This is a genomic window from Synergistaceae bacterium (assembly GCA_017450125.1).
GTDB lineage: Bacteria > Synergistota > Synergistia > Synergistales > Aminobacteriaceae > JAFUXM01.
This window is the reverse complement of the sequence record JAFSWZ010000013.1, coordinates 131,271-158,262: the sequence shown is the minus strand read 5'-3', so window position 1 is coordinate 158,262 and position 26,992 is coordinate 131,271. Positions and strand designations below refer to the sequence as shown.

Annotated in this window: 29 protein-coding genes; 13 read left to right on the top strand and 16 right to left on the bottom strand. The window is 54.5% G+C overall.

Annotated features, from left to right (window positions below; translation table 11 throughout):
• The first annotated feature begins 8 nt into the window (after positions 1-8).
• From IJT02_02645 to IJT02_02630, 4 genes are read left to right on the top strand one after another with little or no spacing between them, the layout of a single operon-like run.
• Entirely contained in the window at positions 9-410 is a 402-nt protein-coding gene (locus IJT02_02645) for a hypothetical protein (GenBank protein ID MBQ7543819.1), read from the top strand.
• The gene (gene cbiM, locus IJT02_02640; GenBank protein MBQ7543818.1) at positions 397-981 is read left to right on the top strand and encodes a cobalt transporter CbiM; all 585 of its coding nucleotides are present in this window, start codon (positions 397-399) and stop codon (positions 979-981) included. The genes IJT02_02645 and cbiM overlap by 14 nt, the downstream gene beginning before the upstream one ends.
• Positions 978-1,607 carry a hypothetical protein gene (locus tag IJT02_02635; protein ID MBQ7543817.1) on the top strand — a complete coding sequence of 210 codons (630 nt, stop codon included), beginning with the start codon at positions 978-980 and terminating at the stop codon, positions 1,605-1,607. Before cbiM ends, IJT02_02635 begins: the two co-directional genes overlap by 4 nt.
• Positions 1,600-2,283 (top strand): ABC transporter ATP-binding protein, encoded by a 684-nt coding sequence (locus IJT02_02630; protein ID MBQ7543816.1) that lies wholly within the window; start codon positions 1,600-1,602, stop codon positions 2,281-2,283. The genes IJT02_02635 and IJT02_02630 overlap by 8 nt, the downstream gene beginning before the upstream one ends.
• A 28-nt stretch (positions 2,284-2,311) precedes the next feature.
• Here IJT02_02630 and IJT02_02625 read toward each other — a convergent pair whose 3' ends face one another.
• From IJT02_02625 to IJT02_02615, 3 genes are read right to left on the bottom strand one after another with little or no spacing between them, the layout of a single operon-like run.
• Positions 2,312-3,085 carry an amino acid ABC transporter ATP-binding protein gene (locus IJT02_02625; GenBank protein ID MBQ7543815.1) on the bottom strand — a complete coding sequence of 258 codons (774 nt, stop codon included), beginning with the start codon at positions 3,083-3,085 and terminating at the stop codon, positions 2,312-2,314.
• Positions 3,086-3,101: 16 nt separating this feature from the next.
• A complete protein-coding gene (locus IJT02_02620) occupies positions 3,102-3,788 on the bottom strand; it encodes an amino acid ABC transporter permease (protein MBQ7543814.1) in 687 nt (228 codons plus the stop codon).
• A 4-nt stretch (positions 3,789-3,792) separates the two neighbouring features.
• Positions 3,793-4,560 (bottom strand): transporter substrate-binding domain-containing protein, encoded by a 768-nt coding sequence (locus tag IJT02_02615; protein MBQ7543813.1) that lies wholly within the window; start codon positions 4,558-4,560, stop codon positions 3,793-3,795.
• A gap of 118 nt (positions 4,561-4,678) precedes the next feature.
• Between IJT02_02615 and IJT02_02610 the strand changes: the two genes are divergently transcribed.
• Together IJT02_02610 and IJT02_02605 are read left to right on the top strand one after the other, a co-directional pair.
• The gene (locus IJT02_02610; GenBank protein MBQ7543812.1) at positions 4,679-6,394 is read left to right on the top strand and encodes a site-specific DNA-methyltransferase; all 1,716 of its coding nucleotides are present in this window, start codon (positions 4,679-4,681) and stop codon (positions 6,392-6,394) included.
• Positions 6,395-6,407: 13 nt separating this feature from the next.
• Positions 6,408-9,125 (top strand): DEAD/DEAH box helicase family protein, encoded by a 2,718-nt coding sequence (locus IJT02_02605; GenBank protein ID MBQ7543811.1) that lies wholly within the window; start codon positions 6,408-6,410, stop codon positions 9,123-9,125.
• A gap of 52 nt (positions 9,126-9,177) precedes the next feature.
• Here IJT02_02605 and IJT02_02600 read toward each other — a convergent pair whose 3' ends face one another.
• From IJT02_02600 to IJT02_02580, 5 genes are read right to left on the bottom strand one after another with little or no spacing between them, the layout of a single operon-like run.
• Positions 9,178-10,761: a peptide ABC transporter substrate-binding protein gene (locus tag IJT02_02600; GenBank protein ID MBQ7543810.1), complete on the bottom strand. Its 1,584-nt coding sequence runs from the start codon at positions 10,759-10,761 to the stop codon at positions 9,178-9,180.
• 21 nt (positions 10,762-10,782) lie between these two features.
• Positions 10,783-11,724 carry an ATP-binding cassette domain-containing protein gene (locus tag IJT02_02595; protein ID MBQ7543809.1) on the bottom strand — a complete coding sequence of 314 codons (942 nt, stop codon included), beginning with the start codon at positions 11,722-11,724 and terminating at the stop codon, positions 10,783-10,785.
• Positions 11,721-12,683: an ABC transporter ATP-binding protein gene (locus tag IJT02_02590; GenBank protein ID MBQ7543808.1), complete on the bottom strand. Its 963-nt coding sequence runs from the start codon at positions 12,681-12,683 to the stop codon at positions 11,721-11,723. The genes IJT02_02595 and IJT02_02590 overlap by 4 nt, the downstream gene beginning before the upstream one ends.
• Positions 12,683-13,594 (bottom strand): ABC transporter permease, encoded by a 912-nt coding sequence (locus IJT02_02585; protein ID MBQ7543807.1) that lies wholly within the window; start codon positions 13,592-13,594, stop codon positions 12,683-12,685. Before IJT02_02585 ends, IJT02_02590 begins: the two co-directional genes overlap by 1 nt.
• 6 nt (positions 13,595-13,600) lie before the next feature.
• Positions 13,601-14,518 (bottom strand): ABC transporter permease, encoded by a 918-nt coding sequence (locus IJT02_02580; protein ID MBQ7543806.1) that lies wholly within the window; start codon positions 14,516-14,518, stop codon positions 13,601-13,603.
• Positions 14,519-14,636: 118 nt separating this feature from the next.
• Here IJT02_02580 and ilvC point away from each other — a divergent pair, with 118 nt between their 5' ends.
• The 6 genes from ilvC to IJT02_02550 all read left to right on the top strand — a co-directional run bounded on the left by ilvC (position 14,637) and on the right by IJT02_02550 (position 20,600).
• Positions 14,637-15,656, top strand: coding sequence for a ketol-acid reductoisomerase (gene ilvC / locus IJT02_02575; protein MBQ7543805.1), 1,020 nt, complete (start codon positions 14,637-14,639; stop codon positions 15,654-15,656).
• Positions 15,640-17,307 (top strand): dihydroxy-acid dehydratase, encoded by a 1,668-nt coding sequence (gene ilvD, locus IJT02_02570; GenBank protein ID MBQ7543804.1) that lies wholly within the window; start codon positions 15,640-15,642, stop codon positions 17,305-17,307. The genes ilvC and ilvD overlap by 17 nt, the downstream gene beginning before the upstream one ends.
• 91 nt (positions 17,308-17,398) lie before the next feature.
• Positions 17,399-17,602 carry a 50S ribosomal protein L28 gene (locus IJT02_02565; GenBank protein MBQ7543803.1) on the top strand — a complete coding sequence of 68 codons (204 nt, stop codon included), beginning with the start codon at positions 17,399-17,401 and terminating at the stop codon, positions 17,600-17,602.
• A complete protein-coding gene (locus IJT02_02560) occupies positions 17,592-19,013 on the top strand; it encodes a leucyl aminopeptidase (GenBank protein MBQ7543802.1) in 1,422 nt (473 codons plus the stop codon). Before IJT02_02565 ends, IJT02_02560 begins: the two co-directional genes overlap by 11 nt.
• 24 nt (positions 19,014-19,037) lie before the next feature.
• Complete coding sequence (locus tag IJT02_02555; GenBank protein ID MBQ7543801.1) at positions 19,038-19,637, top strand: hypothetical protein; 600 nt, start codon at positions 19,038-19,040, stop codon at positions 19,635-19,637.
• A gap of 15 nt (positions 19,638-19,652) precedes the next feature.
• On the top strand, positions 19,653-20,600 hold the full coding sequence (locus IJT02_02550) for an L-lactate dehydrogenase (protein MBQ7543800.1): 948 nt from the start codon (positions 19,653-19,655) through the stop codon (positions 20,598-20,600).
• Between the two features lie 39 nt (positions 20,601-20,639).
• On the opposite strand, the gene IJT02_02545 is transcribed toward IJT02_02550, so the two are convergent.
• Genes IJT02_02545 through IJT02_02510 form a run of 8 tightly spaced genes read right to left on the bottom strand, consistent with a single transcriptional unit; the run spans position 20,640 to position 26,408 of the window.
• Positions 20,640-22,130 carry a hypothetical protein gene (locus IJT02_02545; GenBank protein ID MBQ7543799.1) on the bottom strand — a complete coding sequence of 497 codons (1,491 nt, stop codon included), beginning with the start codon at positions 22,128-22,130 and terminating at the stop codon, positions 20,640-20,642.
• Positions 22,127-23,638, bottom strand: coding sequence for a hypothetical protein (locus IJT02_02540; protein ID MBQ7543798.1), 1,512 nt, complete (start codon positions 23,636-23,638; stop codon positions 22,127-22,129). The genes IJT02_02545 and IJT02_02540 overlap by 4 nt, the downstream gene beginning before the upstream one ends.
• Complete coding sequence (locus IJT02_02535) at positions 23,635-24,069, bottom strand: cation:proton antiporter subunit C (protein MBQ7543797.1); 435 nt, start codon at positions 24,067-24,069, stop codon at positions 23,635-23,637. The genes IJT02_02540 and IJT02_02535 overlap by 4 nt, the downstream gene beginning before the upstream one ends.
• A 3-nt stretch (positions 24,070-24,072) precedes the next feature.
• On the bottom strand, positions 24,073-25,026 hold the full coding sequence (locus IJT02_02530; GenBank protein ID MBQ7543796.1) for a hypothetical protein: 954 nt from the start codon (positions 25,024-25,026) through the stop codon (positions 24,073-24,075).
• Between the two features lie 31 nt (positions 25,027-25,057).
• Positions 25,058-25,315 carry a DUF4040 domain-containing protein gene (locus tag IJT02_02525; GenBank protein MBQ7543795.1) on the bottom strand — a complete coding sequence of 86 codons (258 nt, stop codon included), beginning with the start codon at positions 25,313-25,315 and terminating at the stop codon, positions 25,058-25,060.
• The gene (locus IJT02_02520; protein MBQ7543794.1) at positions 25,302-25,646 is read right to left on the bottom strand and encodes a monovalent cation/H(+) antiporter subunit G; all 345 of its coding nucleotides are present in this window, start codon (positions 25,644-25,646) and stop codon (positions 25,302-25,304) included. The genes IJT02_02525 and IJT02_02520 overlap by 14 nt, the downstream gene beginning before the upstream one ends.
• A complete protein-coding gene (locus IJT02_02515) occupies positions 25,643-25,939 on the bottom strand; it encodes a sodium:proton antiporter (protein ID MBQ7543793.1) in 297 nt (98 codons plus the stop codon). Before IJT02_02515 ends, IJT02_02520 begins: the two co-directional genes overlap by 4 nt.
• The gene (locus IJT02_02510) at positions 25,932-26,408 is read right to left on the bottom strand and encodes a Na+/H+ antiporter subunit E (GenBank protein MBQ7543792.1); all 477 of its coding nucleotides are present in this window, start codon (positions 26,406-26,408) and stop codon (positions 25,932-25,934) included. The genes IJT02_02515 and IJT02_02510 overlap by 8 nt, the downstream gene beginning before the upstream one ends.
• A gap of 115 nt (positions 26,409-26,523) precedes the next feature.
• Between IJT02_02510 and IJT02_02505 the strand changes: the two genes are divergently transcribed.
• Positions 26,524-26,970, top strand: coding sequence for an ACT domain-containing protein (locus IJT02_02505; protein ID MBQ7543791.1), 447 nt, complete (start codon positions 26,524-26,526; stop codon positions 26,968-26,970).
• Positions 26,971-26,992: the final 22 nt, after the last annotated feature.

Below are 26,992 nucleotides of genomic sequence, written 5' to 3'. Positions count from 1 at the left end.
CGTTAGTTATGGTGCTGGCTCTGTGTGCATGTGAGGCATACGCTCACGGAGTCGGCTTCCGCCGTTCGGAGGTCAAGGCAATACCGCTGGAGTTCTTCTACTCGACGGGCGAGAAGATGAGTTACCGTGAAGCGCGCGTGTTCTCTCCGCGTGATGAGAAGTTCGCGGTTCAGACAGGAAGGACGGACGAGGAGGGACGTTTCGCGTTCATGCCTGACGTGTCGGGAGACTGGAGAGTAGTCGTGCGGGACGAGGAAGGCCACCAGTGCACGGCGGTTGTTACGGTGAATGATGAGGGCTCGGCGGTCGGCGGAGACAACTCACAGCCTGACATTCTCATACGGGCATTGCTGGGTGTCAGCCTGCTCTTCAACATTGCATTCATGGTGAAACGTTATGCACATAAGTGAAGGTGTCTTGTCAGGAGGAGTCCTTATCGCCGGATGGGCAGGAACTTGCGCTGGAGTAGCGGTAGGATTGCGGCACACTGAACCCGCAAAAATCGTGCGTACTGCTCTTCTGTCGTCGGCGTTCTTCCTAGCGTCCCTCGTCAACGTGAAGATAGGTCCGTCGTCAACTCACCTGTCCCTGATTGCGCCGATGGGCATAGTTCTCGGTTCGGCGGTATTTCCGGCGGTGCTTGTTGCGTTATTGTTGCAGGCTTTGTTGTTCGGCTTCGGAGGACTGCTGGTGCTCGGCGTGAACACTCTCATAATGGCGGGTTCTGCGCTGTGCGTCTATGCACTCTTCGGGAAACGCGCAAGAGCCGGAAACCTCGTTATGTCCTTCGGGGCTGGTGTGTGCGGTGTAATGTTCGCGGCTCTGTTTGCGGGACTGTGCCTCGCAGTCAGTGATGCGGGTTTCGTCAACGCGGCCAAGATTCTCGTTGTCGCACATGTTCCTGTTGCGCTCGTTGAAGGTGCTGTAACTACCTTCCTTGTCTCGTGGCTTAAGAGAGCCGCACCCGAATTTCTGTCATGATGATTCTCTGTGTGCTGTGCTATGCGTTTATTGTCTCGGTGAGCAGAACTCTTCCCGCACTTCTTGCTGCTTCATTGCTGCCCCTTCTGCTGCTCACAAAGAAGCCCTCTCTCCCTCACATCTTCAAGCTCAACGCCCTGAACGCCGTAATGATAATCACTCTCGCACTGACTTGGCCGGATGTGCGTGAAGGCCTCCTCATGGGACTAGTGATAGCCCTCCGCGCGAATATGATATACGTTGTGTTTGCGGCTCTGGTGCTGCCTATGGGGCTGGGGGCTGTGTATTCTCTGCCTCTTCCAGAAAAACTGAAGGTGTTAGTGATTCTGACGGTGAGGGGAATCTACATCCTGCGCGACTCTCTCGATACCGCGTTAATCTCCGTGAAGCTCCGTGCTCCGAACGTTAAAGGCATCGCGCGCCTAAAAATCTTTGCGTACGTTCTTGGTTCTGTGCTCCTGAGAAGCTCGGCAAGGTCTGAACGTATGATGCTGGCAGTGATGACACGCGGAGGCTTCGGCGGGTTCGTGCAGTCTGAACGCGTCAGGCTATGCCCTGCGGACTGGATGAGGCTTGCTGGCTGTGCGGTGTACGTTCTGACTGTAAGCGCGATGAATTATGCTTGAGGTCAATGGACTGCGCTACAAGTATCCCGACGGACACGAGGCACTTCACGGCGTAACGTTCAGCGTGAAGAGCGGCGAGAAGGTAGCTCTTGCTGGTGCGAACGGCTCGGGGAAGTCTACGCTTCTGCTTCATCTTGCTGGTGCTCTTGAGGTTCAGGAGGGCACAATCACGGGCACAAAGGCCGGGCTTACGTTTCAGGACGCAGACGATGAACTGCTGATGCCGACGGTGCTCGAGGATGTTGCGTTCTCGCTCGTTGCCGGAGGAGTCAGCCTGCGTGAAGCACATGAACGCGCAATGAAGATTCTCGTGTCGCTGGGGATAGAGCACCTCGCCGACCGTCCTCCTCACAGGCTTTCGGGCGGTGAGAAACGTATGGTGTCGTTCGCTGGAGTCTTGGCCACAGGGCACGATGTGCTTGCTCTCGACGAACCTTCAGCAGGCCTTGACCCGCGAGCACGTAGGCGCGTGATTGACTTTCTGCGCAGAACGGACAAGACGATACTTCTTGCTACTCATGATCTCGACATGGCACTTGATGTGTGTTCACGGGCTGTAATCCTCAGCGGAGGGACAGTCGCCGCAGAGGGCGCATTGCCGGAACTCTTCAGGGACAAGGAGACGCTGGAAGCCTGCGGGCTTGAACTTCCCCTGCGGTACAGCAAAGAGGCCTGAAGTCTTCCTCCAAGCCTCCCCTTCGTAATTAATTCTGGCTGTAACGCGACAGGAATTGCTTTGTGCGCTCCTCTTTCGGGTGAGCGAAAACCTCGCGCGGGTCTCCCTTCTCGCAGATTACCCCTCCATCCATAAAGATAACCTGATCCGCAACATCACGCGCAAACTCCATCTCGTGTGTTACGATAATCATCGTTGTGTTCTGCTCCGAGAGTTTCCGTATAACCTTCAGGACTTCGCCGGTGAGTTCAGGGTCAAGCGCGCTCGTCGGCTCGTCGAAGCACAGAATGTCCGGGTGCATGATTAATGCCCGTGCGATTGCGACTCTCTGCTGCTGGCCGCCGGATAACTGGTGAGGGTAGTTGTTCATCCTGTCGGACAGCCCTATATCCGCAAAGAGTGCTGTTGCTTCGGCGTGAAGTCTCTCCTTGTCGGCGAACTGTTCGTGATTCTCCTTAGCGAGGAGTCTCGGGGCAATAATAACGTTCTCCAGTGCCGTATACTGCGGAAAGAGGTTGAACGACTGGAACACTAGCCCGAAGTGAAGCCTCTTCCTGCGAATCTCGCTTTCTCTCAGCGTCGACGGGACAGAGCAGTCCAGCAGAGTTTCTCCGTTCACGGTGATGCTTCCGGCATCGGGACGCTCGAGGAAGTTCAGGCAGCGCAGAAGCGTCGTCTTTCCGCTCCCTGACGAACCGATTACCGACAGAGCTTCTCCCTTCTCCAGAGAGAAATCTATACCCTTGAGGACTTCCGTCTTCCCGAAAGTCTTGCGTATGTTCCTGACTTCAAGAACTGGCATGTTATCTCTCTCCTCTCTAGCGGAAATAGTCCAGCTTGTGCTCAAATTTTGCCAGCAGAAGCGTAACTATACCGTTGAAGATGAGGTAGTAGAACGCCGTGAAGAACAGCGGCCATATTGCGCCGGAGATTCCGTGCGAGCCCTTCATGAACGCCTGCCCTGCCCAGATAACTTCCTGCAGTGCGATTATCCGTGCAAGTGCTGTATCCTTAACGAGCGTGATAATCTCGTTCGAGATCGGCGGAACGATGCGCTTAATCATCTGCAGAAGCGTTACATGGAAGAATATCTGCCGTTTCGTCATACCGAGCACGAGTCCGGCTTCAGTCTGCCCGACGGGTACGCTCTGGATTCCTCCTCTGTATATCTCCGAGAAGTAGCACGCGTAGTTGATGATGAAGGCTAACGATGCCGCAAGAAATCTTCCCTGCTCGCCGCCGCCCCAGATGGGATTGTGTAGCACGAGGCCAGGAAAGTAGTACACGATAAGCAGCTGAATCATCAGCGGAGTTCCGCGAATGATCCAGATTACGAACTGCGTCGCGAGGCTGATTGCGCGAATCTTGGAGAGAGACCCGAACGCTATTATCAGCCCCAACGGAAAAGCTCCCAGCAGGGTAACCGAGAAGAGCTTTAACGTCTGTATGAAGCCGACATTAAGCGCACCGATTACTACCGGGAGCTGATTAAGGAATACTTCCATTCCGTTACTTCGTGATTAAGGCTGCCTGTATTCCGTAGGTCTCGGCAATCTTCATGATTGTTCCGTCAGCATATCCTGCCTCAAAGAACGCATTGAGCGCGTACACGAGGTCAGAGCCCTTGCGGAAGCCCACGCCGTATTCCTCGCTGTTGAGAGCGACTGTGTAGGTCAGAGCCTCGTAGCCTGTGCCTTTGCCGACCATTGCCGCCGCCATGAGCGAGTCGATGATAGCCGCGTCTGCCGTGCCCGAAGCAACCTCCATGAGTGCTGTCGCCTGATCCTGAACCTCAGTCGTCTTGAAGCCGTACGCTGTGGCCTGCTCGTTGCCCGCGCTTCCGTGCTCTACCGCGAAATTCAGAGACTTTACCGCATCGATGTTGGAATACTCGTCAGCTTTCACGACGGGCACAACAACTATCTGTGCGTTGTTGCAGTACGGAGCTGAGCAGTCCATTGCGGCCTTGACTTCTTCGGTGAGGGTCATGCCGTTCCACACGCAGTCGATGTTCTTGCCGTCGAGTTCAAGAATCTTGTTGTTCCACTCGATCTCCTGAAACTCTACCTTAACGCCCAGACTCTCCGCAAACGCCTTCGCGAGATCCGCGTCAAAACCTATCCATTCGCCCTTCTCGTTCTTGTAGTCCATAGGCTTGAAGTCCGTGATGCCGACGACAAGAACGCCCTTAGCCTTGACGTACTCCGAGTCTGTCTCGGCGAACGCGCACGAACACACTGCGAGGAGCATAACTGCTAACACTGCTAACTTCTTCATGAATCACATCTCCTGAATATTAAGATTATTGGGGAAAATGAAGCGTGAAAATTGTACGTTATCGGGGGGAAATTGTAAAATTGGCTGGCAAGAAATATGCTTATCGGGGATTGTTCACATGAATGATGAGAGAGAATATTACGCGTTCACATGGCCCGGCAAGAGGGAGGCAATGCTTGAGGCGGGCAGGCCGACGGATAAGGTGCTGAGGCCGTGTGTCAGCGAGAGCGTGAATTTCGGCACTACGGAGAACCTGTACATTGAGGGCGATAATCTTGAAGTCCTGAAAGTGCTCCAGAGGTCTTACATGCGGAAGGTGAAGATGATATACATTGACCCGCCTTACAACACCGGGCATGACTTCATATATTCAGACACGTTCAGGCAGAGCGAGTCGGAGTCCCGGGAGGCGTTCGGGCTGTTCGGGGATGAGGACGGCGCGAGGAATTTCACGATGAGGAATTACCGCGAGAACACTAGGGCTAACCCGCGCTATCATTCGGACTGGTGCAGCATGATATACCCGAGACTGAAGGCAGCCAGCACGCTCCTGAGTGATGACGGAGTGATATTCGTCTCGATTGACGACAACGAGGTTGCGAACCTGAGGAAGATATGTGATGAGATTTTCGGAGAGGATAATTTCAGGAATCAAATTATCATAAGGCGGGGAGCTAAATCTGTTCAAGCACAATTTGATACGTGGGACAAGCTAGGAAATGATTTCGAGTACATAATGTTTTACACAAAGAATCAGACTTACAGATTCCCGAAGCAACTGCGACCAATAGACCAGCCAAAAGCTGGATCGTGGAATAACCACTGGAGGGGAACTGACAGGCCTACGATGCGTTACGAACTGTTCGGCATTACTCCGCCTTCAGGACAATGGAGATGGAGTGAAAATAGAAGCTGTATTGCCATAGAGAACTATAAACGTATGCTCTCGGAGCTCAGTACGGATACGCCAACACAAGAAGAGATTGACGAGTGGTATATCAGACAGGAGGACGCGCCGGATCTCTTGCGTCTATCCGCACAGGGAACGCCCGAGCACTATATACCCCCAACGGCTACAACACTGCTCAACAGCTCATGGATGGATTTGGTCATAGGTTCATCGTCAGAGATTAATACCCTTTTTGGCGTAAAGGTATTTGACACGCCTAAGCTCATAGCTCCCATCAAAAGAATGCTGGCTTTCACAGACCCCGACTCCATCATTCTCGACTTCTTCGCAGGCTCATCCACAACAGCCCACGCCGTAATGTCCCTCAACGCATCCGACGGAGGCCGCCGAAAATTCATCATGATCCAGCTCCCCGAACCCTGCCCGCCGGACTCCGAAGCCGCAAAGGCAGGCTACTCTACTATTGCAGAAATCGGCCGCGAAAGAATCCGCCGGGCAGGACAAAACCTCACGGGCGATACAGGCTTCCGTGCCCTCAGGCTCGACACACCCAACTTCCGCGACGTTTTCACTCTGCCGGAAGAACTCACACAGGACATGCTCGACTCCTTCACCGACAACATCAAGCCGGAACGCTCAGACCTCGACCTGCTCTTTCAGGCAGCCGCTGATCTTGGCCTGCCGCTGTCCCTGCCGTACCGCGCGGAGAAAGTCTCGGGCTTCACCGTACACATTTACGGCACAAACGAACTTGCTGCGTGTTTCGGAGAGGACATCACGGAGGAAGTCATCAGGTACATCGCCGGGCTGAAGCCTTCGCAGGCAGTGTTCAGGGACTCGTGCTTCGACGGAGTATGTTCACGGATTAACCTTGAGCAGATTTTCAGGTACTACGCGCCGGAATCGGACATAAGAATTTTGTAGGAGGGATTCACAGTTGAGCATAAAGCTGAAATTCAAGCATCAAGAGTTCCAGAAAAACGCCGCCGATTCAGTGTGCAGGGTTTTCACGGGCCAGCCCTTCAGCGGTATTCAGTCAGGCAGCAACTCTGAGGGAAGGCAGTACGTAATTCCCGGCACGCTGTCAATGTACGGCAATAACAGCATCCTACTGACAGAAGACGAAATACTTGCGAACCTGCGCGAAGTCCAGAGAGACAACCGCCTTGAGGAGGCGGAATCACTTGACGGCCTTAACTTCACCGTAGAGATGGAGACAGGGACAGGCAAAACCTACACTTACATCAAAACCATTTACGAGCTCAACAGGTTATACGGCTGGACAAAATTCGTTGTCGTAGTGCCCGGCATAGCCGTACGCGAGGGAGTGTTCAAGACTTTCAGGACGACAGAGGAGCACTTTATGCAGGATTACGGGAAGAGAGCGGGATACTTCATCTACAACTCTGCGAACCTTCCGCGCATCAGGCAGTTCGCTTCGGACAGCGGAATAGAGATAATGATAATCAACTCCCAAGCCTTCAGCGCAAGAGACAGCAATACACGCCGCATCTCTATGAGTATTGACACGTTCGGCAGCCTGATTCCCATAGACGTTATTGCTTCCGTGCACCCCATAATGATCATTGACGAGCCGCAGTCCGTAGAGGGAGCAAGGACTAAGGAGAGCCTGAAAAAGTTTGAGCCTCTGTTCACGCTCAGGTACTCAGCGACTCCGAGAGAGTATTACAACCTTGTGTACAGGCTTGATGCTGCGGACGCATACAGCCGCCGTCTGGTTAAGAGCATCAGCGTTACGGGAATATCAGTGAGCAATGTATCAGCTCAAAGCGGGTATGTGTACCTGAAGGGGATAATCAGGAGCGAACATGACCCCGTTGCGCTGGCTGAGTTTGACGCTATGACTGCCTCAGGCATCCGGCGGGTAACGCGGCATCTCAGAGAGGGAGTGAACCTGTACGAACTTTCGGGCGGGCTTGACGAGTACAAGGGCGGCTATATTCTGAAGACGGTTGACGGCCTGAACATGAAGATAGAGTTCCTCAACGGCCTTGCACTGTACGCAGGGGAAGTGTCAGGCAATGCTGACGAGGAGGAAATACGGCGCATCCAGATTCGCGAGACAATAGAGACTCACCTGAGGAAGGAACGTCAGCTTTACCCGCTCGGGATAAAAGTGCTGTCGCTGTTCTTCATCGACAAAGTAGACAGGTACAGGCTATATGCTGATGATGAGGCTGTGAACGGAGCATACGCAAAGATTTTTGAGGAAGAATACAGGGATGCGGTCAAAAATTTTGAGTTCGGTATAGATGACGGCGGATATTCAGGGTATCTGTCAAGCATCGAAGCAGGAAAAACTCACGCGGGATATTTCTCTGTGGACAGGAAGAGCGGCCGCATCACGGACACTCCGGCCAAGAAAGACGGAACCAGCGATGACGTTTCAGCATTCGACCTCATCATGAAGGATCGCGAGCGTCTCTTGAGCATGGGTGAGCCCGTAAGGTTTATATTCTCGCACTCGGCACTTCGCGAGGGCTGGGACAATCCCAACGTCTTCCAGATATGCGCACTCAGGAACAGCACCAGCGACATACGAAGGCGGCAGGAAGTCGGGCGCGGACTCCGGCTTTGCGTCAACCAGAACGGAGAACGTATCGACGAGGAATTTGCTGGCGGAGGTGTTCAGGGCATCAACGAACTCACTGTGATAGCCGGTGAGAGCTACGCTGAATTTGCGGGCGGACTTCAGCAGGAATTTGCGGAGGTGCTCAAAGGCAGACAGACAGAGATTCACATAGCCGACACGCGGGACAAAGGGGTAGAAATCCGGCTTAACCCCGACAGGATGGCATCGCCCGAATTTCAGGCAATGCTGGATAAAATCAGCCGCAGAAGCGTCTATCAGGTCGAATTTGAGGAAGCCGAACTTGTCCGCGCGGCAGTAAGGGCTATAGATGAACGCCTCAACGCTGCCCGGACAATCATCAATATTGAGCACGGAACTATGACTGCAGAGGAGACCGCAGGTTTTGCGAAAGAGTGGAGCAGGTCGGTACGCGCAGAAACCGGCGGAGGAACAGTGAAGTATGACTTAGCAGGGAGGCTTGCGAAGATTACAGGATTGACACGCAGAGTTGTCGTGAAGATTCTGAAGGGTATATCGCCTGTAAAGTTCAGGATGTTCAAGGTGAACCCGGAAATATTTATTGCGGAGGCCTCGAAGCTGATAACCGAGCAGAAGGATTTGGTATCTGCCGGGCACGTAAAATATATACTCTTTGACGAACCGCGCGGCAGGGACGTGTGGCCCGACCGCATAACGAAACCCGGAAGCGTTCTTGCAGACACGCACAGGCACGGGCTGTACGACTACGCTGTATGTGATTCGGAGGTCGAGAAAGATTTTGCGCGCGAACTTGACAGCAGCGAGGATGTTCCTGTTCACGTAAAACTGCCTTCATGGTTCAGGATTCCGACTCCGGGAGGGTACTATAATCCCGACTGGGCTATAGCGTTCAAGGACGGGACATGTTTTGTTGCGGAGACAAAGGGCTCGGACCTGGCCTCACAGCTCAGCGGTTCGGAGAACGCAAAAATCTCATGTGCCCGAGAATACTTCAGGATGACCGGCGTAATATATGAACAGGTTACGGACTTCGGACAGGTCATAAATTACGTGATGGGATGACTGGGGAAAGGCAGGGCAGGAAGAATAATCTTCCCGTCCTGAATAATTATTGTTACTGTACTGTTTCCGCTCCCCTGAACAGCACGTAACCCAGCGGCGAACGGTGAATCCCCTTGACCCTTTTGCTCTGCAGAACCGCCGAAGTGTAGAAGTATATCGGCGCGACCGGCAGATCTTCCATCAGCACAGCTTCGGCCTCGTGCATGAAGTTTATGCGCTTCACTCTGTCCGTCTCGACTGCGGCTTTCCTCATTGCCTCGTCGAATCTCGGGTTGCTGTAGCCGGTATTGTTCTGCGCTGAGCCAGAGATGCAGAGTTCAAGGATGCTCCCTGCGTCGAAGAAGTCCATTATCCATGCATCGCGGGCAATGTCGTAGTCCATCCTGTTGCGTGTCTCGATAAACACCTTCCACTCCTCATTGATGAGTTCGACCTCAACACCGAGAACCTGCTTCCACATTCCCTGCAGTGCTTCGGCCATCTGCTTATTGCCTGCGTTGGAGTTGTACTTGTACGATACGTGAGGGAAGCCCTCTCCGTTCGGGTATCCTGCTTCAGCAAGAAGCCTCCGTGCTTCCTCGACATCTGCGCGTTCAGGGAGGAACGAGCCGCCTTCATCACGAAAATCCTGCTCGTCCGTCGTTCCGGGCACAGCGTCGCACACAAAGCCTGTCGCGGGCTTCTGTCCTCCGCGCGTAACCTTCTCGACGATGATTCTGCGGTCAATCGCAAGCGTGAATGCACGTCTGACTCTCGGGTCATCGAAGGGAGGGCGGGTAACGTTGAAATCACAGTAGCCTGTACCGAGTGCGGGGAGGGACTGAGCCTCGCCTCTCTGCAACAGCATTGGGAGGAGCTGTGAAGGAATGTTGCCCATGTAGTCGATGCGTCCGGCCTTGAACGCTGCATAAGATGTATTCTCGTCATTGATGAGCACGAAACGCAGACGGTCTACTTTGACGTTCTCCGCGTCCCAGTAATTGGGGTTCTTCACGAGGATAATTTCTCCGCCATCGCCGTGCCTCCAGCTCTCGAGCTTGAAGGCTCCGTTGCTGATGAGAGTCTCGGGACGCGCTGCCCACGCTCTGGGGTTCTCGCTGATGATGTCCATTCTTGCGGGCTGGAAGAGTGCAAAGGCCAGATAGTCGAGCATTAAGGGATTCTTGTACTCCAGCTGAATGATTAATGTCCTGTCGTCAGGTGCGGAGAGGCCTACGTCATCAGCAGATGCTTTGCTGTTGTAGAATGCTTCTCCGTTCTTGATGAAGAATGCATAGTACGCATAGGGCGAGCCTGTCTCGGGGTTGAGGGCACGAAGAAAGCCGTCCCTGAACTGCGGGGCTGTGAGAGGTTCGCCGTCAGACCACTTGAGATTTTCTCTCAGGTGAAATGTCCATGTCATTCCGTCGTCGGAGATTTCCCACGACTCTGCGCAGGCTGGTTCGGGCTTGTCGTCGAAGCCCAAGCGTACGAGCCCCTCAAAGATGTTCATGATGACGTTTGCGCCGTCAAGGGCGTTGTTGAGTGCCGGGTCAATCGTTCGGGGATCAGCTCCGAGATTGTAGACTATCTCACCGGCTGAGCAGAGAGAAGCCCACACTGTAACAAGAAGAACTGCCAGAAAAATTTTGCGCATCACTAAATTCCTCCTTTATCTTCACACGAACGGACAAGCGCATAAATGCCCGTTCCCTGTGTCCCGTAATTCTGCGCTGAGAGCCGCACACTCACTCCGTACCTTCGGGCAGCGTGTCCTGAACGTACATCCTGACGGCGGGTTGAGCGCGCTCGGAATTTCTCCCTGAAGGGTTATGCGTTCGCGGTTGTCTGACTTGTCCGGGTCAGGGATCGGAATCGACGACAGCAGAGAGACAGTGTAGGGGTGCTTGGGGTTGGCGTAGAGTTCTCCGCTCTCTGCAAGTTCGACAATCCGGCCAAGATACATTACAGCGACTCTCGTGCTTATGTGCCTGACCATCGACAGATCATGCGCGACGAAAATATACGTCAAGCCCAGCGACTTCTGCAAATCCTCGAGCATGTTGACGATCTGCGCCTGAATCGACACGTCCAGAGCAGAGACCGGCTCGTCGCAGATTATGAGTTCCGGCTCAACCGCAAGCGCACGCGCAATCCCTATCCTCTGCCTTTGTCCTCCGCTGAACTCATGGGGATAACGTCCTGCCTGTTCGCTGTTCAGTCCCACGAGGCGCAGAAGGTGAGCAGCTCTGTCGTAATGTTCATCCTTCGGGATGCCGTGAATTATCATCGGTTCGCGGACAATATCCCCGACGGTCATTCGCGGGTTCAGGGAAGCGTAAGGGTCTTGGAAGATCATCTGCATACGTTTTCGGAAAGGAAGCATCTCTCTCGGGCTGAGGCTGGTGATGTCCTGGCCGTCAAAGACTATCCTTCCGGCAGTGGGTTCGTAGAGCTTGATGATTGTGCGGCCTGTGGTGGTTTTTCCGCATCCTGACTCACCGACGAGGCCGAGAGTTTCCCCGCGTTCGACAGTGAAGCTCACGCCGTCAACCGAGTGTACGACTCCCGCAGGGACAGCAAAATACTTCATGAGGTTCTGTACTTCGAGCATACTCATTCCTTCACCTCCAGCCAGCAGGAACAGCTATGTGTTTCTGACAATGTAACTTCTTCGGGTTTGCGGTCAAGGCAGATTCTCATTGCATGGGGACACCTCTTCACGTACGGGCAGCCCTTCGGAGGGTTCAGCAGATCCGGCGGCTGTCCCTCTATCGGTATAAGCCTGTCGTTCGGACGTTCAGGGTTCGGCACGGAACGCAGCAACCCCTTCGTGTACGGGTGAGCCGTGCTGTAGAAGATTTCCCGCCTCGTTCCCCGCTCCATCACTTGGCCGCCGTACATCACAAGCACTCTGTCAGCTTCCCCCGCAATCACTCCCAAGTCGTGCGTGATCAGAATCACAGACATTCCAGAGTCCCGCCGTAATTCCGCGAGAAGGTCAAGTATCTGCGCCTGAACAGTAACATCAAGTGCTGTCGTGGGTTCGTCGGCAATCAGAAGCTCAGGCCTGCAGATTATCGACATCGCTATCATTATGCGCTGCTTCTGCCCCCCGCTGAACTCGTGAGGGTACTGCCTCAGCCTCTCTTCTGCCGGAACAATCCCAACGCGTTCAAGGACTTCGACGCACCGCGCGTGAATGTCTCCCTTCCAGTGATGACGGCGCAGGGCTTCCTTGAGCTGATACCCCACAGACAGAACGGGGTTAAGGCTGGTCATCGGGTCCTGGAAGATCATCGCGATGTTCTTTCCGCGCAAGTCCTTCACCGTCTCCGCAGAAAGTTCTTCACCCTTGAAGGTTATGCTCTCTGAACGTACAGCAGCATTTTTCCCGGCAAGCCCCATAACCGACAGCATCGTCGCACTCTTTCCGCTCCCGGACTCGCCTACAATCCCCAGCACTTCCCCGCGCCTCACGGAAAAACTCACTCCGTCAACCGCCTTCACCTCGCCCGCACTCGTCATGAACGATGTGTGAAGGTCTTTCACGCAAAGTATCTCGTCATTCATCGTCATCACTTCCTGAGTTTCGGGTCTAATGCATCTCTCAGGCCGTCGCCGAGAAAGTTGAATGCCAGTATCGTGATTGAGATTGCGCCCGCCGGAAAGAACAGCTGATAGGGATATATCGCCAGCGACCCCACAGCGTCAGAGCTCAGGACTCCCCAGCTCGCCATCGGTGCACTTACCCCCAAACCCACGAACGACAGGAACGCTTCAGTGAAGATTGCGCCGGGTATCGAGAAAGTCAGCGTAACGAGGACAGGGCCCATTGCGTTGGGGATTAGATGGCGGAAAAGAATACGCGACGGCGAAGCTCCGAGCACTCTTGCGGCCAAGATGAACTCCTCGTTCTTCAGCCTCAGCACTTCTGCGCGGACAATTCGTGCCATTGGTGCCCAGTAAGATATTCCGAGCGTGATGAATATGCTCTTGAGTCCCGGCCCGAGCACAACCATCAACAGAATAACGTAAATCATCATCGGAACGCTGTAAATTACGTCGACAATGCTCATCATGAGGTTGTCAGTCTTTCCGCCGACGAAGCCGGAAATTCCGCCGTAAGTTACGCCGATGAAGAGGCTTATGATGCTCGCCACGAAACCAACAGCGAGGGAGATACGCGCACCGTACATTACTCTGACGAACAAATCACGCCCGAACATGTCAGTACCGAACCAGTGAGACAGGCTCGGAGGTTCGTTGCTCATCATGAAGTCCTGAGCGTCATACTCATACGGCGAGAACACCGGCCCGAAGACTGCCAGCCCGACAATCAGCAGAATCACAATCAGTCCGAGCACAGCTAACGGGTCTTTAACGAGACGGCTTCTCACGTCCTGCCAGTAAGTTCTTGAAGGCCGCAACACTTCTGCTGTATCCCTCTCATCAGCAGGAAGCGGCAGGAATAATTCAGGGTCATACATCGTTAATCACCTCAGCTTAATTCGCGGGTCAATGAAGCCCAAGCACACATCAGCCAGCAGGTTGAAGGCGACAAGAAGCGCGCTGTAGAAGATTGTTACTCCCATTATGGTGGTGTAATCGCGGTTGGTTATGCTCGTAACGAAAAACGTCCCCAGTCCCGGCACTCCGAAGACCTGTTCGACGACGAAGCTCCCCGTCAAGATTCCTGCTGTCAGCGGGCCGAGATAGGTTACTACGGGAATTATGGCGTTCTTGAGCGCGTGAATGTACACGACCGAACGTTCACGGAGTCCCTTAGCGTAGGCAGTGCGTATATAGTCCTGAGCCATGACCTCGAGCATTCCCGAGCGCACGAGCCGCGAGATGAACGCCGCAGGGTAGCCCGCGAGCGTCAGAGCAGGAAGCCACGCAGTAGAGAGCCCCTCCCAGAAGCCGACGGTAACCCACCCTAACCGCCACGCGAACACGTACACCAGAACGGCAGCAATCACGAAGCTCGGGACAGTTACGCCGAGTGTCGCGAGAATCATTGCGAGCCTGTCAGGCCACTTCCCGCGCTTGAGGGCTGAGACGATTCCTGCGGGAATACCGGCAAGAAGAGCAAGCACCAGCGCGATGCCTCCGACCATTGCGGACACAGGGAAATTCTGCGCTATAAGTTCATTGACGGTCAAACCTTCATACCTGTACGATGGCCCTAAATCGAAGCGCAGAACGTTGAGCAGGTATCTACAATATTGTGTGATTAACGGGTCATTGAGGCCGTAACGGTCATTCATTTTCTCGAGGACGAAGGATGGTATAGCTTTCTCGTCGGTGAAAGGTCCGCCGGGAATTGCGCGCATCATGAAGAAGGTCAGCGTGATTACGACAAACAATGTGAGCAGGCTTGATATTACTCTCCTGAAAATGTATCTGCGAATTTGGAATCACTCCCCGCAAGTTTGTGGATGAGTGAGATTTTAGCATGGTTAAAGATTTTTTCTGATAGTCTGCTAAAATATTGCGAAATTTCCACACACAAAGGAGACTTATATTTTTATGGCACGCGTTTACTACGAGAAAGACTGCGATCTCGGCAAGCTCACCGGCAGAAAGATTGCGATTATCGGCTACGGTTCACAGGGACACGCCCACGCAATGAACCTCAGGGATTCCGGCTGTGATGTAATCGTCGGACTGTACAAGGGCGGGAAGTCCTGGCCTGTCGCTGAGAAGGACGGCTTCACGGTTATGACGGTCAGCGAAGCCACGAAGGCCGCCGACATCATCATGATCCTCATCAACGACGAGAAGCAGGCAGACATGTACCGCACCGAAATGCTCCCCTACCTCACCGAAGGCAAGACGATAGCGTTCGCGCACGGCTTCAACATCCGCTACAAGCAGATAGTTGCTCCGAAGGGCGTTGATGTCTTCATGGCAGCCCCCAAAGGTCCCGGCCACACAGTACGTTCACAGTACGTTGCGGGCAAGGGCGTTCCGTGCCTCGTGGCAGTCGAGCAGGACGCATCAGGCAAGTGCCTCGACACAGCATTAGCGTACATTGCAGGAATCGGCGGCGCACGTGCAGGTGTCCTCGAGACGACGATGCAGCAGGAGACAGAAACAGACCTCTTCGGCGAGCAGACCGTTCTTTGCGGAGGAGTTGTTGACCTTATGCAGTGCGGCTTCGAGGTTCTCTGCGAGGCAGGATATGACCCCGTCAACGCGTACTTTGAGTGCATCCACGAGATGAAGCTCATAATAGACCTCGTGAACAGGGGCGGAGTTGCCGCAATGAACTACTCAATCTCCGACACAGCAGAGTTCGGCGAATACGTCTCAGGTCCGCGCGTACTTCCTCACGAGGAGATCAAAGCCAACATGCGCAGGGTACTTCAGGACATTCAGGACGGGACGTTTGCGGGACGCTGGATAGCCGAGAACAAGAACGGCAGGACGTTCTTCAACTCGAAGCGCGACCAGCTGGCCAAGCACCCGATGGAAGTAATCGGCAGGGAACTCCGCGAGCAGATGCTGTGGAAGGACGGCGGCGGCCTCGATGACGTGTCGAAGTGATAACATCAAGGCCGGTGTTGAACGTACCCCGAACGTCAGCCTTCTTTATGCACTTGGCCTCACGAAAGAAGAGATAGAGCGTCCGATAATCGGTGTTGTGAGTTCCTTCAGCGAGGTTGTGCCAGGACATATGCACCTCGACAAGATAGCTCAGGCCGTCAAGGAAGGGATTTACGCGGCGGGCGGTACACCGATGATGTTCCCGGCTATTGCTGTGTGCGACGGCATAGCGATGGGGCACGTCGGAATGAAGTACTCTCTTGTGTCGCGCGACCTTGTGGCTGACAGCACGGAAGCTATGGCGATGGCTCACCAGTTCGACGGGCTCGTGATGATTCCCAACTGCGACAAGAACGTTCCCGGCCTCCTGATGGCGGCAGCAAGGCTGAACATTCCCGCAATCTTCTGCGCTGGAGGGCCGATGCTCGCGGGACACCTCAAGGACGGACGCAGGACGTGCCTAAGCCACATGTTCGAGGCAGTCGGTGCGTACCACGCAGGGAAGCTCGATGAAGCAGGAGTCGATGACTACACGGAGAACGCGTGCCCGTCGTGCGGTTCGTGTTCGGGAATGTACACCGCAAATTCTATGAACTGCCTCACCGAAGCTATAGGCATGTCGTTACACGGCAACGGAACGATTCCTGCACCTTACAGCGCGCGTATACGTCTGGCCAAGCTCACCGGCATGAAGATTATGGAGCTGGTGAAGAAGAATATACGTCCGCGCGACATAATGACCGCCGAAGCCTTCAACAACGCAGAGGCCGTAGATATGGCGTTGGGATGCTCGACGAACACGATGCTTCACCTTCCCGCAATCGCGCATGAAGCTGGCGTAACTATCGACCTATCGCACGCAAACGCAATCAGCGAGCGCACACCGAACCTCTGCCACCTTGCACCTGCAGGAGATACCTTCATGGAAGATCTCGACCGTGCGGGCGGAGTGTACGCCGTGATGAACGAGCTGGCCAAGAAGGGACTCATCAACACGACGCTTCTCACAGCGACAGGCAAGACGGTAGCCGAGAACATTGCGGGCTGTGAGATTATGGACACTACGATAATCCGTCCCATCGACAACCCTTATTCGCAGACCGGAGGAATAGCGGTGCTGAAGGGCAACCTTGCGCCGGACGGGTGCGTAGTGAAGCGTTCTGCAGTTGCTCCCGAAATGATGAAGCATGAAGGCCCTGCGAGAGTCTTCGACAGCGAGGATGATGCTATTGCGGCAATCTACGCGCAGAAGATTAATCCGGGTGATGTTGTTGTTATCCGCTACGAAGGTCCGAAGGGCGGGCCCGGTATGCGCGAGATGCTCAACCCCACAAGCGCGATCTGCGGAATGGGGCTTGATACGAGTGTTGCGCTCATCACTGACGGAAGATTTTCAGGCGCAACGAGGGGCGCAAGCATCGGGCACGTCTCACCTGAAGCGGCAAGCGGCGGGAACATCGGGCTTGTCCGTGAGGGAGACATCATAGCCATCGACATCAACAGCTACAGCATAACCCTCAAGGTCAGCGACGAGGAGCTTGCTGAACGCCGTAAAAACTGGACTCCCAACGAGCCGAAGATCAAGACAGGGTACTTGGCACGTTACGCGAAACTTGTTACGTCGGCGGACAAGGGAGCAATTCTAGAATAATAATCACGATACCCTTCTGAACATTCAGGGGGGTATTTGTTATAATTACCCAATCACTGAATTTTTCACATATACAGGAGGATTAATTACTATGGCTAAATTTTGTGAGTGCTGCGGGCGCGGGCCTGTGGCCGGTAACGCTGTGAGCCATTCCAACAGACACACAAGGAGACGCTGGCTGATCAACCTTCAGAGCGTCAAGGTAGACTGCGGAGACGGCACGACCATGAAGGTCAGGGTCTGCACCAAGTGCCTGAAGTCCGGCTACGTCAAGCGTGCTGTAAATGCAGATTAACCGCTGGGAGAACACTCCCGTTGATAGTGTCCTTGTTCTGCTTCGGGAAGAGGACTGCACAAACCTTCCTGCTCTCCCTGACAGCCTCAAGGAGATAACGGCTTCTCTGATTGCCCGCAAAGATTTCACCGGCAAGAAGGGAAGCCTTCTGCGTGTTCCGCTCGTTGAAGGGACGCTGTACTTGGCCGGTCTCGGAAAGAAGCCCGCGCTGAACGTAATCCGTGATGCTCTCGCTTCAGGCCTGAGGGCGGCAGGACGCAAACGCGCGAAGAGTGCGTTCGTTCCTCTGTCGCATCTCGGAGCTGAGGGCTTGGGTGCTGTGCTCGGAGAGGCCGCAGGGCTGTGCGGGTACGTTTTCGACAAGTACAAGGCAAAGAAGGAAGACTACGAACCGTTTGCGCTTGAAGAAATCTTCACGGACATCGACGGAGATTTTGCGAGGGGCTTGACGTTCGCGGAAGCACAGATATTCTCCCGCGACATCGCCAACGAGCCGGGCTGTGCTGTATGGCCTCAGGTAATGGCGGAGAAGGCTCAGGCACTCGCGGAACAGTACGGACTGACCTGCGAAGTCTGGGACGAGGAGAGGCTGAAGGCAGAGAAAACCGGCGGGATTCTTGCTGTCGGAAGCGGCTCAAAGAATCCACCGCGCCTTATTCACCTTGCGTACACACCCGCTAACCCCGTGAAGAAAATCGTTTTTGTCGGCAAAGGTATAACCTTCGACAGCGGAGGCCTCAACATCAAGCCTGACCAGTTCATGCTAACGATGAAGGGCGACAAGACCGGCGCGTGCAACGTTCTCGGAGTCATGAAGGGAGTCGCTGAACTTGGCCTGAACGTCGAGGTTCACGGCATTCTGTCGTGCGCCGAGAACATGCCTTCAGGGAGTTCGTACCGTCCCGACGACATAATCACTGCGCGCAACGGCAAGACCATCGAGATCAACAACACTGACGCGGAAGGCAGGCTCGTGCTTGCGGACGCTCTGTGTGTTGCCAGCGAGCTGAAGCCCGACGCGATTATTGACATGGCGACGCTCACTGGTGCGTGTGTCGTGGCTCTGGGAAAATACCGCGCAGGTCTCTTCTCGAACGACGACGGACTCGCGGGCGAGATTCTGTCTGCCTCAGGAGCTCAGGGCGAGCCCTTCTGGAGGATGCCCCTCGAGGACGAGCACATCTCCGAGTCCCTGAAGTCTCCTTATGCTGACCTCGTAAACAGCGGAAACAGGTACGGCGGAGCTATATTCGCGGCTCTGTTCCTGAAGGAGTTTGTCGGCGAGGGCATAGCGTGGGCGCACATGGACATTGCGGGCACGGACTTCAAGGACAAAGAAGAAGGCGTGTACGCTAAGGGAGCGAGCGCGTTCGGGGTGAGGACGTGCCTTGAGTACGTTATGGGACTGTAACAAGTCCCTGACGTATTTTTGGAGATGATGGATGGTGATTATGTGGACAATAGGAATGCAATGCTGAAGTATATACGTCCGCCTGTTTGGCAGGTGCTTTTCACGGCGACGTTTTTCCCCCTCTCTGCACTATATCTGCTGTGGGTAATGATCAAAAAAATTTCTGCAGGAAATGCCTCGACATTCGAGCTTGTGTTGTTTGCGGTGTTCATTCCGGCGTATTGTTTCTTCGCGTTCTTGCCTTTCATGGACTACAGGAAAACGGTGAAGTCTCTCACAAGCAGCAATAGTCTTGATGAAGCAGCAGCAGACTTTTCTTCTGCCCAGCCTTTCTTTCAGGATCATATTCGTTTTGGGGATAGATATTTGTTCGGCGGGAATTGCTGTTCTGTCCTCAGATATACGGACATCGTGAAGGTTTACCAGTCCGTCTATAAACAAAAGAGGCGCGAAAGATCACGGACATTGCGGGCTGTTGACAGGACAGGGAAAAACTGGGACATATGCAAGCTCATACCTCACAGCAGATTCTCAGACGAAAGAAATGCTGAACTTGAGGCTAGAGAGTCGGAGATTATCAGCTTCCTGCTGTCAAAGAACGGAACTATAACTGTAGAAGAATGAGGGATGCGGCAAGTCATGGCAAATATTAATCTGCGCAAGGTCGCGATAATAGGCTGTGGTTTCGTCGGGAGTGCAAGTGCTTTCGCGCTGATGCAGAGCGGCCTGTTCTCGGAGATGGTTCTAATTGACGTGGATCACGGACGCGCAGAAGGCGAAGCTCTCGACATCGGGCACGGAATGCCTCTCGCCCGTCCGATGAAGATTTACGCGGGGGACTACGACGACGCACAGGATGCCGCAGTAATCGTTGTTACCGCCGGGGCAAACCAGAAGCCCGGAGAGACGCGCCTTGATCTCGTGAAGAAGAACGTAAACATCTTCAAATCCATCATGCCGGAGTTCGCTAAGCGTCAGTGCAAAGGTATCATGCTCGTCGTCGCTAACCCCGTCGACATCCTCACGTACGTTGCGGCCAAGTACTCGGGACTTCCCGCAAAGAAGGTCATCGGTTCGGGGACAGTCCTTGACACCGCGCGCCTGAAGTACCTGCTCAGCGAACATCTCAGCGTTGACAGCCGGAGCATTCACGCATTCATCATCGGCGAACACGGGGACAGCGAGTTTGCGGCATGGTCGAGCGCGAACGTCTCGGGAGTCCCGCTCTACGACTTCTGCACTATGAGGGGGCATTCACATTTTGAGGAAGCCTCACGGAAGATAGAGGACGAAGTCAGGAACAGTGCTTACGAGATAATCAAGCGCAAAAACGCGACGTATTACGGCATAGCGATGGCAGTGAAGCGCATCTGCGAGGCAATCATCAGGGACGAGAAATCTGTTCTGGCAGTCTCTAGCCTGATGAAGGATGTCTATGGCGTTGAGGATGTTGCGCTGAGTATGCCGGCGATTATCGGCAAGGACGGAATAGAGGACTTGATTCCTGTACGGCTTGACGTTACGGAACAACGGAAGCTGAGGGAAAGTGCAAGCGTTCTCAAAGAAGTAATCAGCGACGTATTGTGATGATAAATCCCCCTGCCGTAATCAACAGGGGGAAACTTTTTACAGCAGAACGGGAATAATCTTCGTCCCGACGAAATCCATGATGTACCCGCCGAACAATCCCGTCAACACCGCTCCGGCACTCAGCAGCAATAACGGAATCTTCATGTTCACCGTCAGTTCCTTCTGCTGAACAACCCTCGTGTAGTCGTAGTCAGCTCCCGGAAAGAACGCATCAGTAACAATCGGCAGCAAGTACCCGGCCGTCAGCAAGGCACTCACCATCAGCACGGCAATTCCAGCCCCGCCGAGCCAGCCCAGCCCCAGTGCTCCCGAAGCCATGTACCACTTGGCCACGAATCCTCCCGTAACAGGAAGCCCTATCAGCGACACCGAAGCCAGCGCAAAGCACGTCATTGTGATGGGAAGCTCCTTGCCCACGCCTTTGAGCTGGTCAGCGTAGTGGTAGTTCGCTCCCTCAAGCGTGAAGTAGATCACCACTCCCGCGCTCAGGAACAGGCAGCTCTTCGCCATAGCGTGAGCCGCAATCTGCAGAACCGCTCCCCTCAGACCGTCGGCGTTCAGCAGCATCATCGCAAACACGACGTAGGAGACATTGCTCACACTCGACCACGCAATACGTTTCTTCAGGTGCTTTTCTGTGTAAGCCATCATTGAGCCGGTGAAGATGGTCAGCAGTGCCATGCAGATTATCGCCGTCTGAACCCACGTCCCGCGCAGAAAATCATCACCCACGACGTAATAGATTACCCTGAACATCGCGATAACTCCTGCCTTCGTGATTAAGCCGGAGAGTACCGCGCTTGCCGGTGTCGGAGCAACAGGGTGAGCGGTCGGAAGCCACGCGTGAAGAGGCACAAGCCCAGCCTTCGCCCCGAAACCTACGAGCGTCAGGAAGGTTACGGTGAGAAGCATTCCTTCGCTGTGCTCTGCGGTTATACGCGCCATGTCCAGCACTCCGCCCGGCGTAAACTCCATCGAGACACCGTACACCTGGAAGAAGAAGAATCCTCCCAGCGCAAGTGCCGCACCTACCAGCGAATACAGCAGGTACGAGACCGTCGCTCGTATCGCCTCCCTCTGCTGTGAGTGCATAACCAGCGGAAGAGTCATGAACGTCATCAGCTCGTAGAACAGGTACAGCGTGAGGAGATTAGCGGCACACGCAACGCCGATAAGTATTCCGTACGTCGACAGGAAGAAGCAGTAGAACCTGTCCACAGGCGGCCGCCGTCTCAAGTACTCGAACGCATACAGCGTAACCAGAGGCCAGATGAACGACACTAGGCACGCGAAAGCTCTAGCGGGATAGTCGAACCTGAAGGCGATCGACAGCGAGGGCGTTACGCGCCAGAGAACTATCAGCTCACTGCCCGTCAGGCATACTGCCGCGAAGGTTATTCCCGCAGTCAGGAACGTCATCACTCCTACGTAAATGTGCCTGTCCTCGAAGATCGGCCTCGAAAACAGCGCAAACCCGGCAATTATCGGGAACAGTATCGGTATAAGCGTAAGGTATGCATTGCTCACAGCACGTTCACCCCCCTAGTTATCAGCCTCAGCAGCGGCATACAGAACAGCCCCAAGTAGAAATTCAGCGCGAGAAACACGAACATCGAGAAGTTGTAGAGTTTCGTCGGAGGAGGCGCGGTGAAGTTCTTTTCTGCGTCCTTGTTGTGGGTGAGGATAACGATTACTGCAGGGACGTAGTAGAGGGCGTTAAGGACGGAGCTCGCCGCCAGTGCCGCCAATGACCAAGCGACAAAAGGACTGTCAAACGACGCGAGCATCAGGCTGAGCTTCGAGGCGAACCCCGCGAACGCCGGAACTCCCATCATCGAGCACGCTCCAGCAACGAGGCCAAGCCCGGCCCAGCGGTTGACGTAGAACGTTCCCATCAAGGCATGAAGCCCCTTCTTGTGCCCGGCGGCGTTGCTGAGGCCTCCTGCGGCGGTGAACAGCATCGGCTTAACTGTCGCGTGAACGATTATGTGAAGGCACGCGGCGGCTACTCCTGCGGCGGTGTTCAGGCCTACGCCGAGAAAAATATACCCGACCTGAGCGACGCTCGACCACGCAATCATACGCTTCACGTTCTTCTGCTGCAGAGCGTGAACCGAACCCATAATCATTGCCGCGACTCCGAGAATGAATATCACCGTGTCCATCCTCAAGGCATGAATCACATCCAGCCCGAACACTCTGTAGAATATCTTTATGACGGTGAAGATGTGCCCCTTCAGGACGAGGCCGGAGAGTATTGCGCTTGAAGCGTTCGTCGAGCTTCCGTGAGCGTCAGGCAGCCACGCCGCGAAAGGATAAAGCGCGCTCTTTATGGCGAGCCCGACAGTGATGAACGCCAGCGACACGGTCAGCGGCATCATGTAGCTCTTCGTCGCGACAAGAACCTGAATCGCTCCGTGCATGTTCTGCATCAGGAGGTGTCCCGTCAAGTCGTAGAGCAGGCATATCGCGATCATCACCAGCCCCGAGCCCACTAGGCTCATCACGAGGTAGCGGATTGCCGCTCTCACTGTCTCCGGGCCCTCCTTGACCGCGACAATCGAGCACGCCGCGATAGTGTTTATCTCGATGAAGACATACGCTGTGAAGAGGTCGTTGGTGTACGTCAGCGCAAGAAGAGAAGCTGTGAGCAGGTTCACCAGCACGCAGAAGATGCTTCGGCGCGAGGCGGGGATGTCCTCCTGAGTTGACGAGAAGTTGCCGGTCAGCGAGAGCAGCATTGCCGCACAGAAGACCAGCGCAAGCACAGCCTCCAGAGGCCCGGCTCTCAGTTCGTTTCCCCAAGGGGCAGGGAAATGTCCCATCGCGAAGTTGAAGGCGATGCTTTGCCCTCCTGCCGTCAGACTGTAGAGCAGGTACGCCGACAGAACTCCCACAGTGCCGATAGCGTAACACGACAGCTTCTCGGGAAGCCTGTTGCGCGTCGGGAGCAGGGGAGTGATTATCGCCGAGATCATCATCACGAAGATACTGATGAACGGGATGTTGAACGCGAACATGTTTACTTCGTTCATGACAGCACATCCTCTTCTGCCCGCGAAATCTTGGCCTCAATGTCTTCCTGCTGTTCGGTCATCTTCATGAGTGCCTCGTCAATGTTCAGCGTCCCGTAATGCTCGTACAGTCGGAGAGTTAATGCAAGCGCGAACGCTGTAACGCTCACGCTGACGACAATTCCCGTGAGGACGAGGCCTGCAGGTACGGGGTTGACGTACACGTCTGGGTTGGTTATCCATCCGCCGCCCTCCGCAGGAATCAGAATCGGTGCGGCTCTGCCTTCAACGTAGCCTTTCGCGGCCAAGAACAGGTAGACCGCAGTGTCCATGATGTTGAGGCCGATGATCTTCTTGATGAGGTTGCGCTGAAGAAGCAGATTCGTCAGGCCTATCCCAGAGAGGATGACTGCGGCGGCCTCGTAATGGTTGAGCAATAATTTTTCCAGCATGGTCTATATTTCCCCCTCGCTGAATAACGCATAGAACCCGTAAAGCGTTCCGGCAACGATTAACCCGACGCAGATGTCCAGAGGAAGGATGAGGCCTGCGCTTAGGATGTCGCCGATTGTGCCCTTAGGGATGATTGAGTGCAGGTGATTCGCCCCAGTGAAGAACGAGTAGCCCTTAGACAGCGCGTAAATCATGAGTGCCGTAGAGCTGGATAGGATGAACGTTCGCTCGTTGAAGAACTCGTGAACACGCTCGAAGCCCCAAGCGTTAGCCATAAGGATTAACGCAGTGCTGAGGATAGCTCCGCCGGAGAAGCCTCCGCCCGGCGACAAGTGCCCGTTGATGACGACGACAATCCCCATCATCAGGATGACGTGAATAGCCAGCGATGCCACGCCGCGAAGAATAGCGTCGTCCTTCCTGAATAGGTGATGCCGTGCAAGCGGAGATTTCTTGTCGGTCTTGGTGCTTCGCGAGGCACTGAGTATCATCAAGACACTGCAGGCCGCCGTGAACAGCACGGAAGATTCCCCGAACGTGTCAAACGCGCGGTAATCCAGAATCAGTCCCGCGACGATGTTCTGTGCTCCTGTCTCGAAGCCGCCGTGTTTGACGTAACGCTGAATCACCTCGTTGTTGGCGGGGTTGCGTTCGTGCCCGAAGGGGGGAAGCTCTGCGACTGTGGCCAAGAGCAGGCAGACAATCACAACGCAGGTCAGGACGCTAAGGCCTGAGTACAGGGACGAGAACAGGTGGAGGCCGTGAATCTCGAGCCACTGGTTATAGCGTTCCTTGAGGGTTGCCTCGTGGAAGCGGGTGTACTTCTCCTCCTGTTTCTGCGTGAAGGGCAGGGCAGGCGGAGGTTCGGGAGGGATGACTTCGTTTTCGGGGCGCGGGCCGTTGCCCATTACCCAGTTGAAGAATGAGAGCCAGATTTTGCGGAGTTCTTCGTTCAAGGCTGTGTGTCTCCTTTCGTTGAATACATAGTTATTTATCTCCCTCGTCCTTGTGTCCCATCTGCCCGATCTTCCTCAGCGCAAGGAAGAACAGCACGCTCGTTACTCCAGCACCGACCGCCGCTTCAGTTATCGCGAGGTCAGGAGACCTCAGCAGCACCCAGATAACCGCCATCACAAGGCTGTAGCTCATGAAGATAATTATAGAGTTCAGCAGGTTGTTCGAGATTGACACAGCGATTGCGCACACAATCAGGAATATCAATAACAGCCACTCAATCACCAGCATCTGCCTTGTCCTCCTTCGTCAGGTCAACGTAATCACATATCTGCTCTATTTCCGGGTTGGTCTTGACCTCAGCGCGCGCAACAAGATGGCTCGCCGCAGGGTTGCACAGCCACAGGAACACTATCACCAGTCCCAGCTTCAGCGTGAACACCGTCCAGCCCGACAGCACCATCAACCCCGACAGAACCAGCAGAGCCCCCATTGTGTCGCACTTGGCCGCAACGTGTATCCTGTTCAGCATGTGCGAGAACCTGAAGATTCCCATCGTCGCAATCCCAAGCACGCACAGCCCGCCGAGCATCAAGACCGCCGCAACAATTACCCTAATCACAGTTCCTTCTCTCCTTCCCGCTTCTCGAGGACTGACCGCGCAAGCACAACAACCGCCAAGAAGTTTATGATTGCGTAGATCAGGCAGATGTCCACGAGGTAATCATTCCCGACAACCATAGCCAGCACCGCAATCAACAGAATGACCTTTGTCCCGATGATGCTCGAGGCCGTAATCCTGTCCGTGTATCTCGGGCCGAGCGAAGCCCTGAACAGGCAGATGAACACCGTAACCGACAGGAACACTGCGCACACAACAAGAAGCGCGTTCTTCAGCGTTAGTACGTCAGGCATTTGCTCTTCTCTCCATTCTGGCTAACAGCCGCTCGAAGATGCTTCCCTCCAAGCCCTCAGCGATCCCCTTGTCCAGTGCGTGAACGAGCAGGGAATTTCCCTCGAGGGCAACGGTGATCGTTCCGGGAGTCAGGGTGATGGAGTTGGCGAGGGCAACACGTGCGGCCGTCGTCTTGAGGGGGGTAGTGAACTTCACGAGGCACGGCTCAACCTGAATGTGTGAGGCCAAGACGAGGCGGATTATCGTAAAGTTTGCGCGTATTATCTCGACGAGAAGGACGACAGCATAAACCAGTGCGTCAGGCAGGAGCTTCAAGAACTTCCAGAAAGTTGCTCCGGCGAGGCGTATCTTCATCACGCGCTTGACGAAAAAATCCAGCAGAAGAGAGATTATCACTCCGGCTATGAGAATCTCGCGGGTAACGCGTCCGTTGAAGATTACCCACAAAGCAAAATATACGAGGCTCAACAGATTACCTCCCTTAATGAGAAAATTGGTTGTGTAATGTGATGTGAATGGCTTAAATTTTAGCACAGGGCATTGTAAAATTTACCCTGCCATAATATGGAGAGGAGAACAGCTGATGACGAAAATATCCTTCAACGATGAGTGCGTTCACGTAGTGTTTCTCGGTGTGCCGAATGTTCCGGGAGTAGCGTCGGAGATATTCGGGACGCTGTCAGCACATTCAGTGAGCGTCGGCATGGTAACGCAGAACACGATGCGCGGCGGGCGTTCGGATCTGTCGTTCCTGATGGGCAAGGACAAGCTGGATGACGTTATCCCTGTGTGCCGGGAAGCGGCCGAGCGTGTAGGGGGGCAGGGAGTGTCTTTCGCGACGGAGGTAGCGGCAATTACGGTGGGGATTGGTGAGGATGCGGCGGGGACGCTGTCGAGGATTTTTGCGGCACTTGCGTCGGTGAAGGTGAACATCGAGATCATCAATTCGACTGGGGAGAGTGCGATCTGCATCGTGAGCAAGACGAGGGCGCAGGAAGGCCTCGAGGCACTGAAGAGGGCGTTTGCATAACAAAAAAACGGAGGAAGCCGTT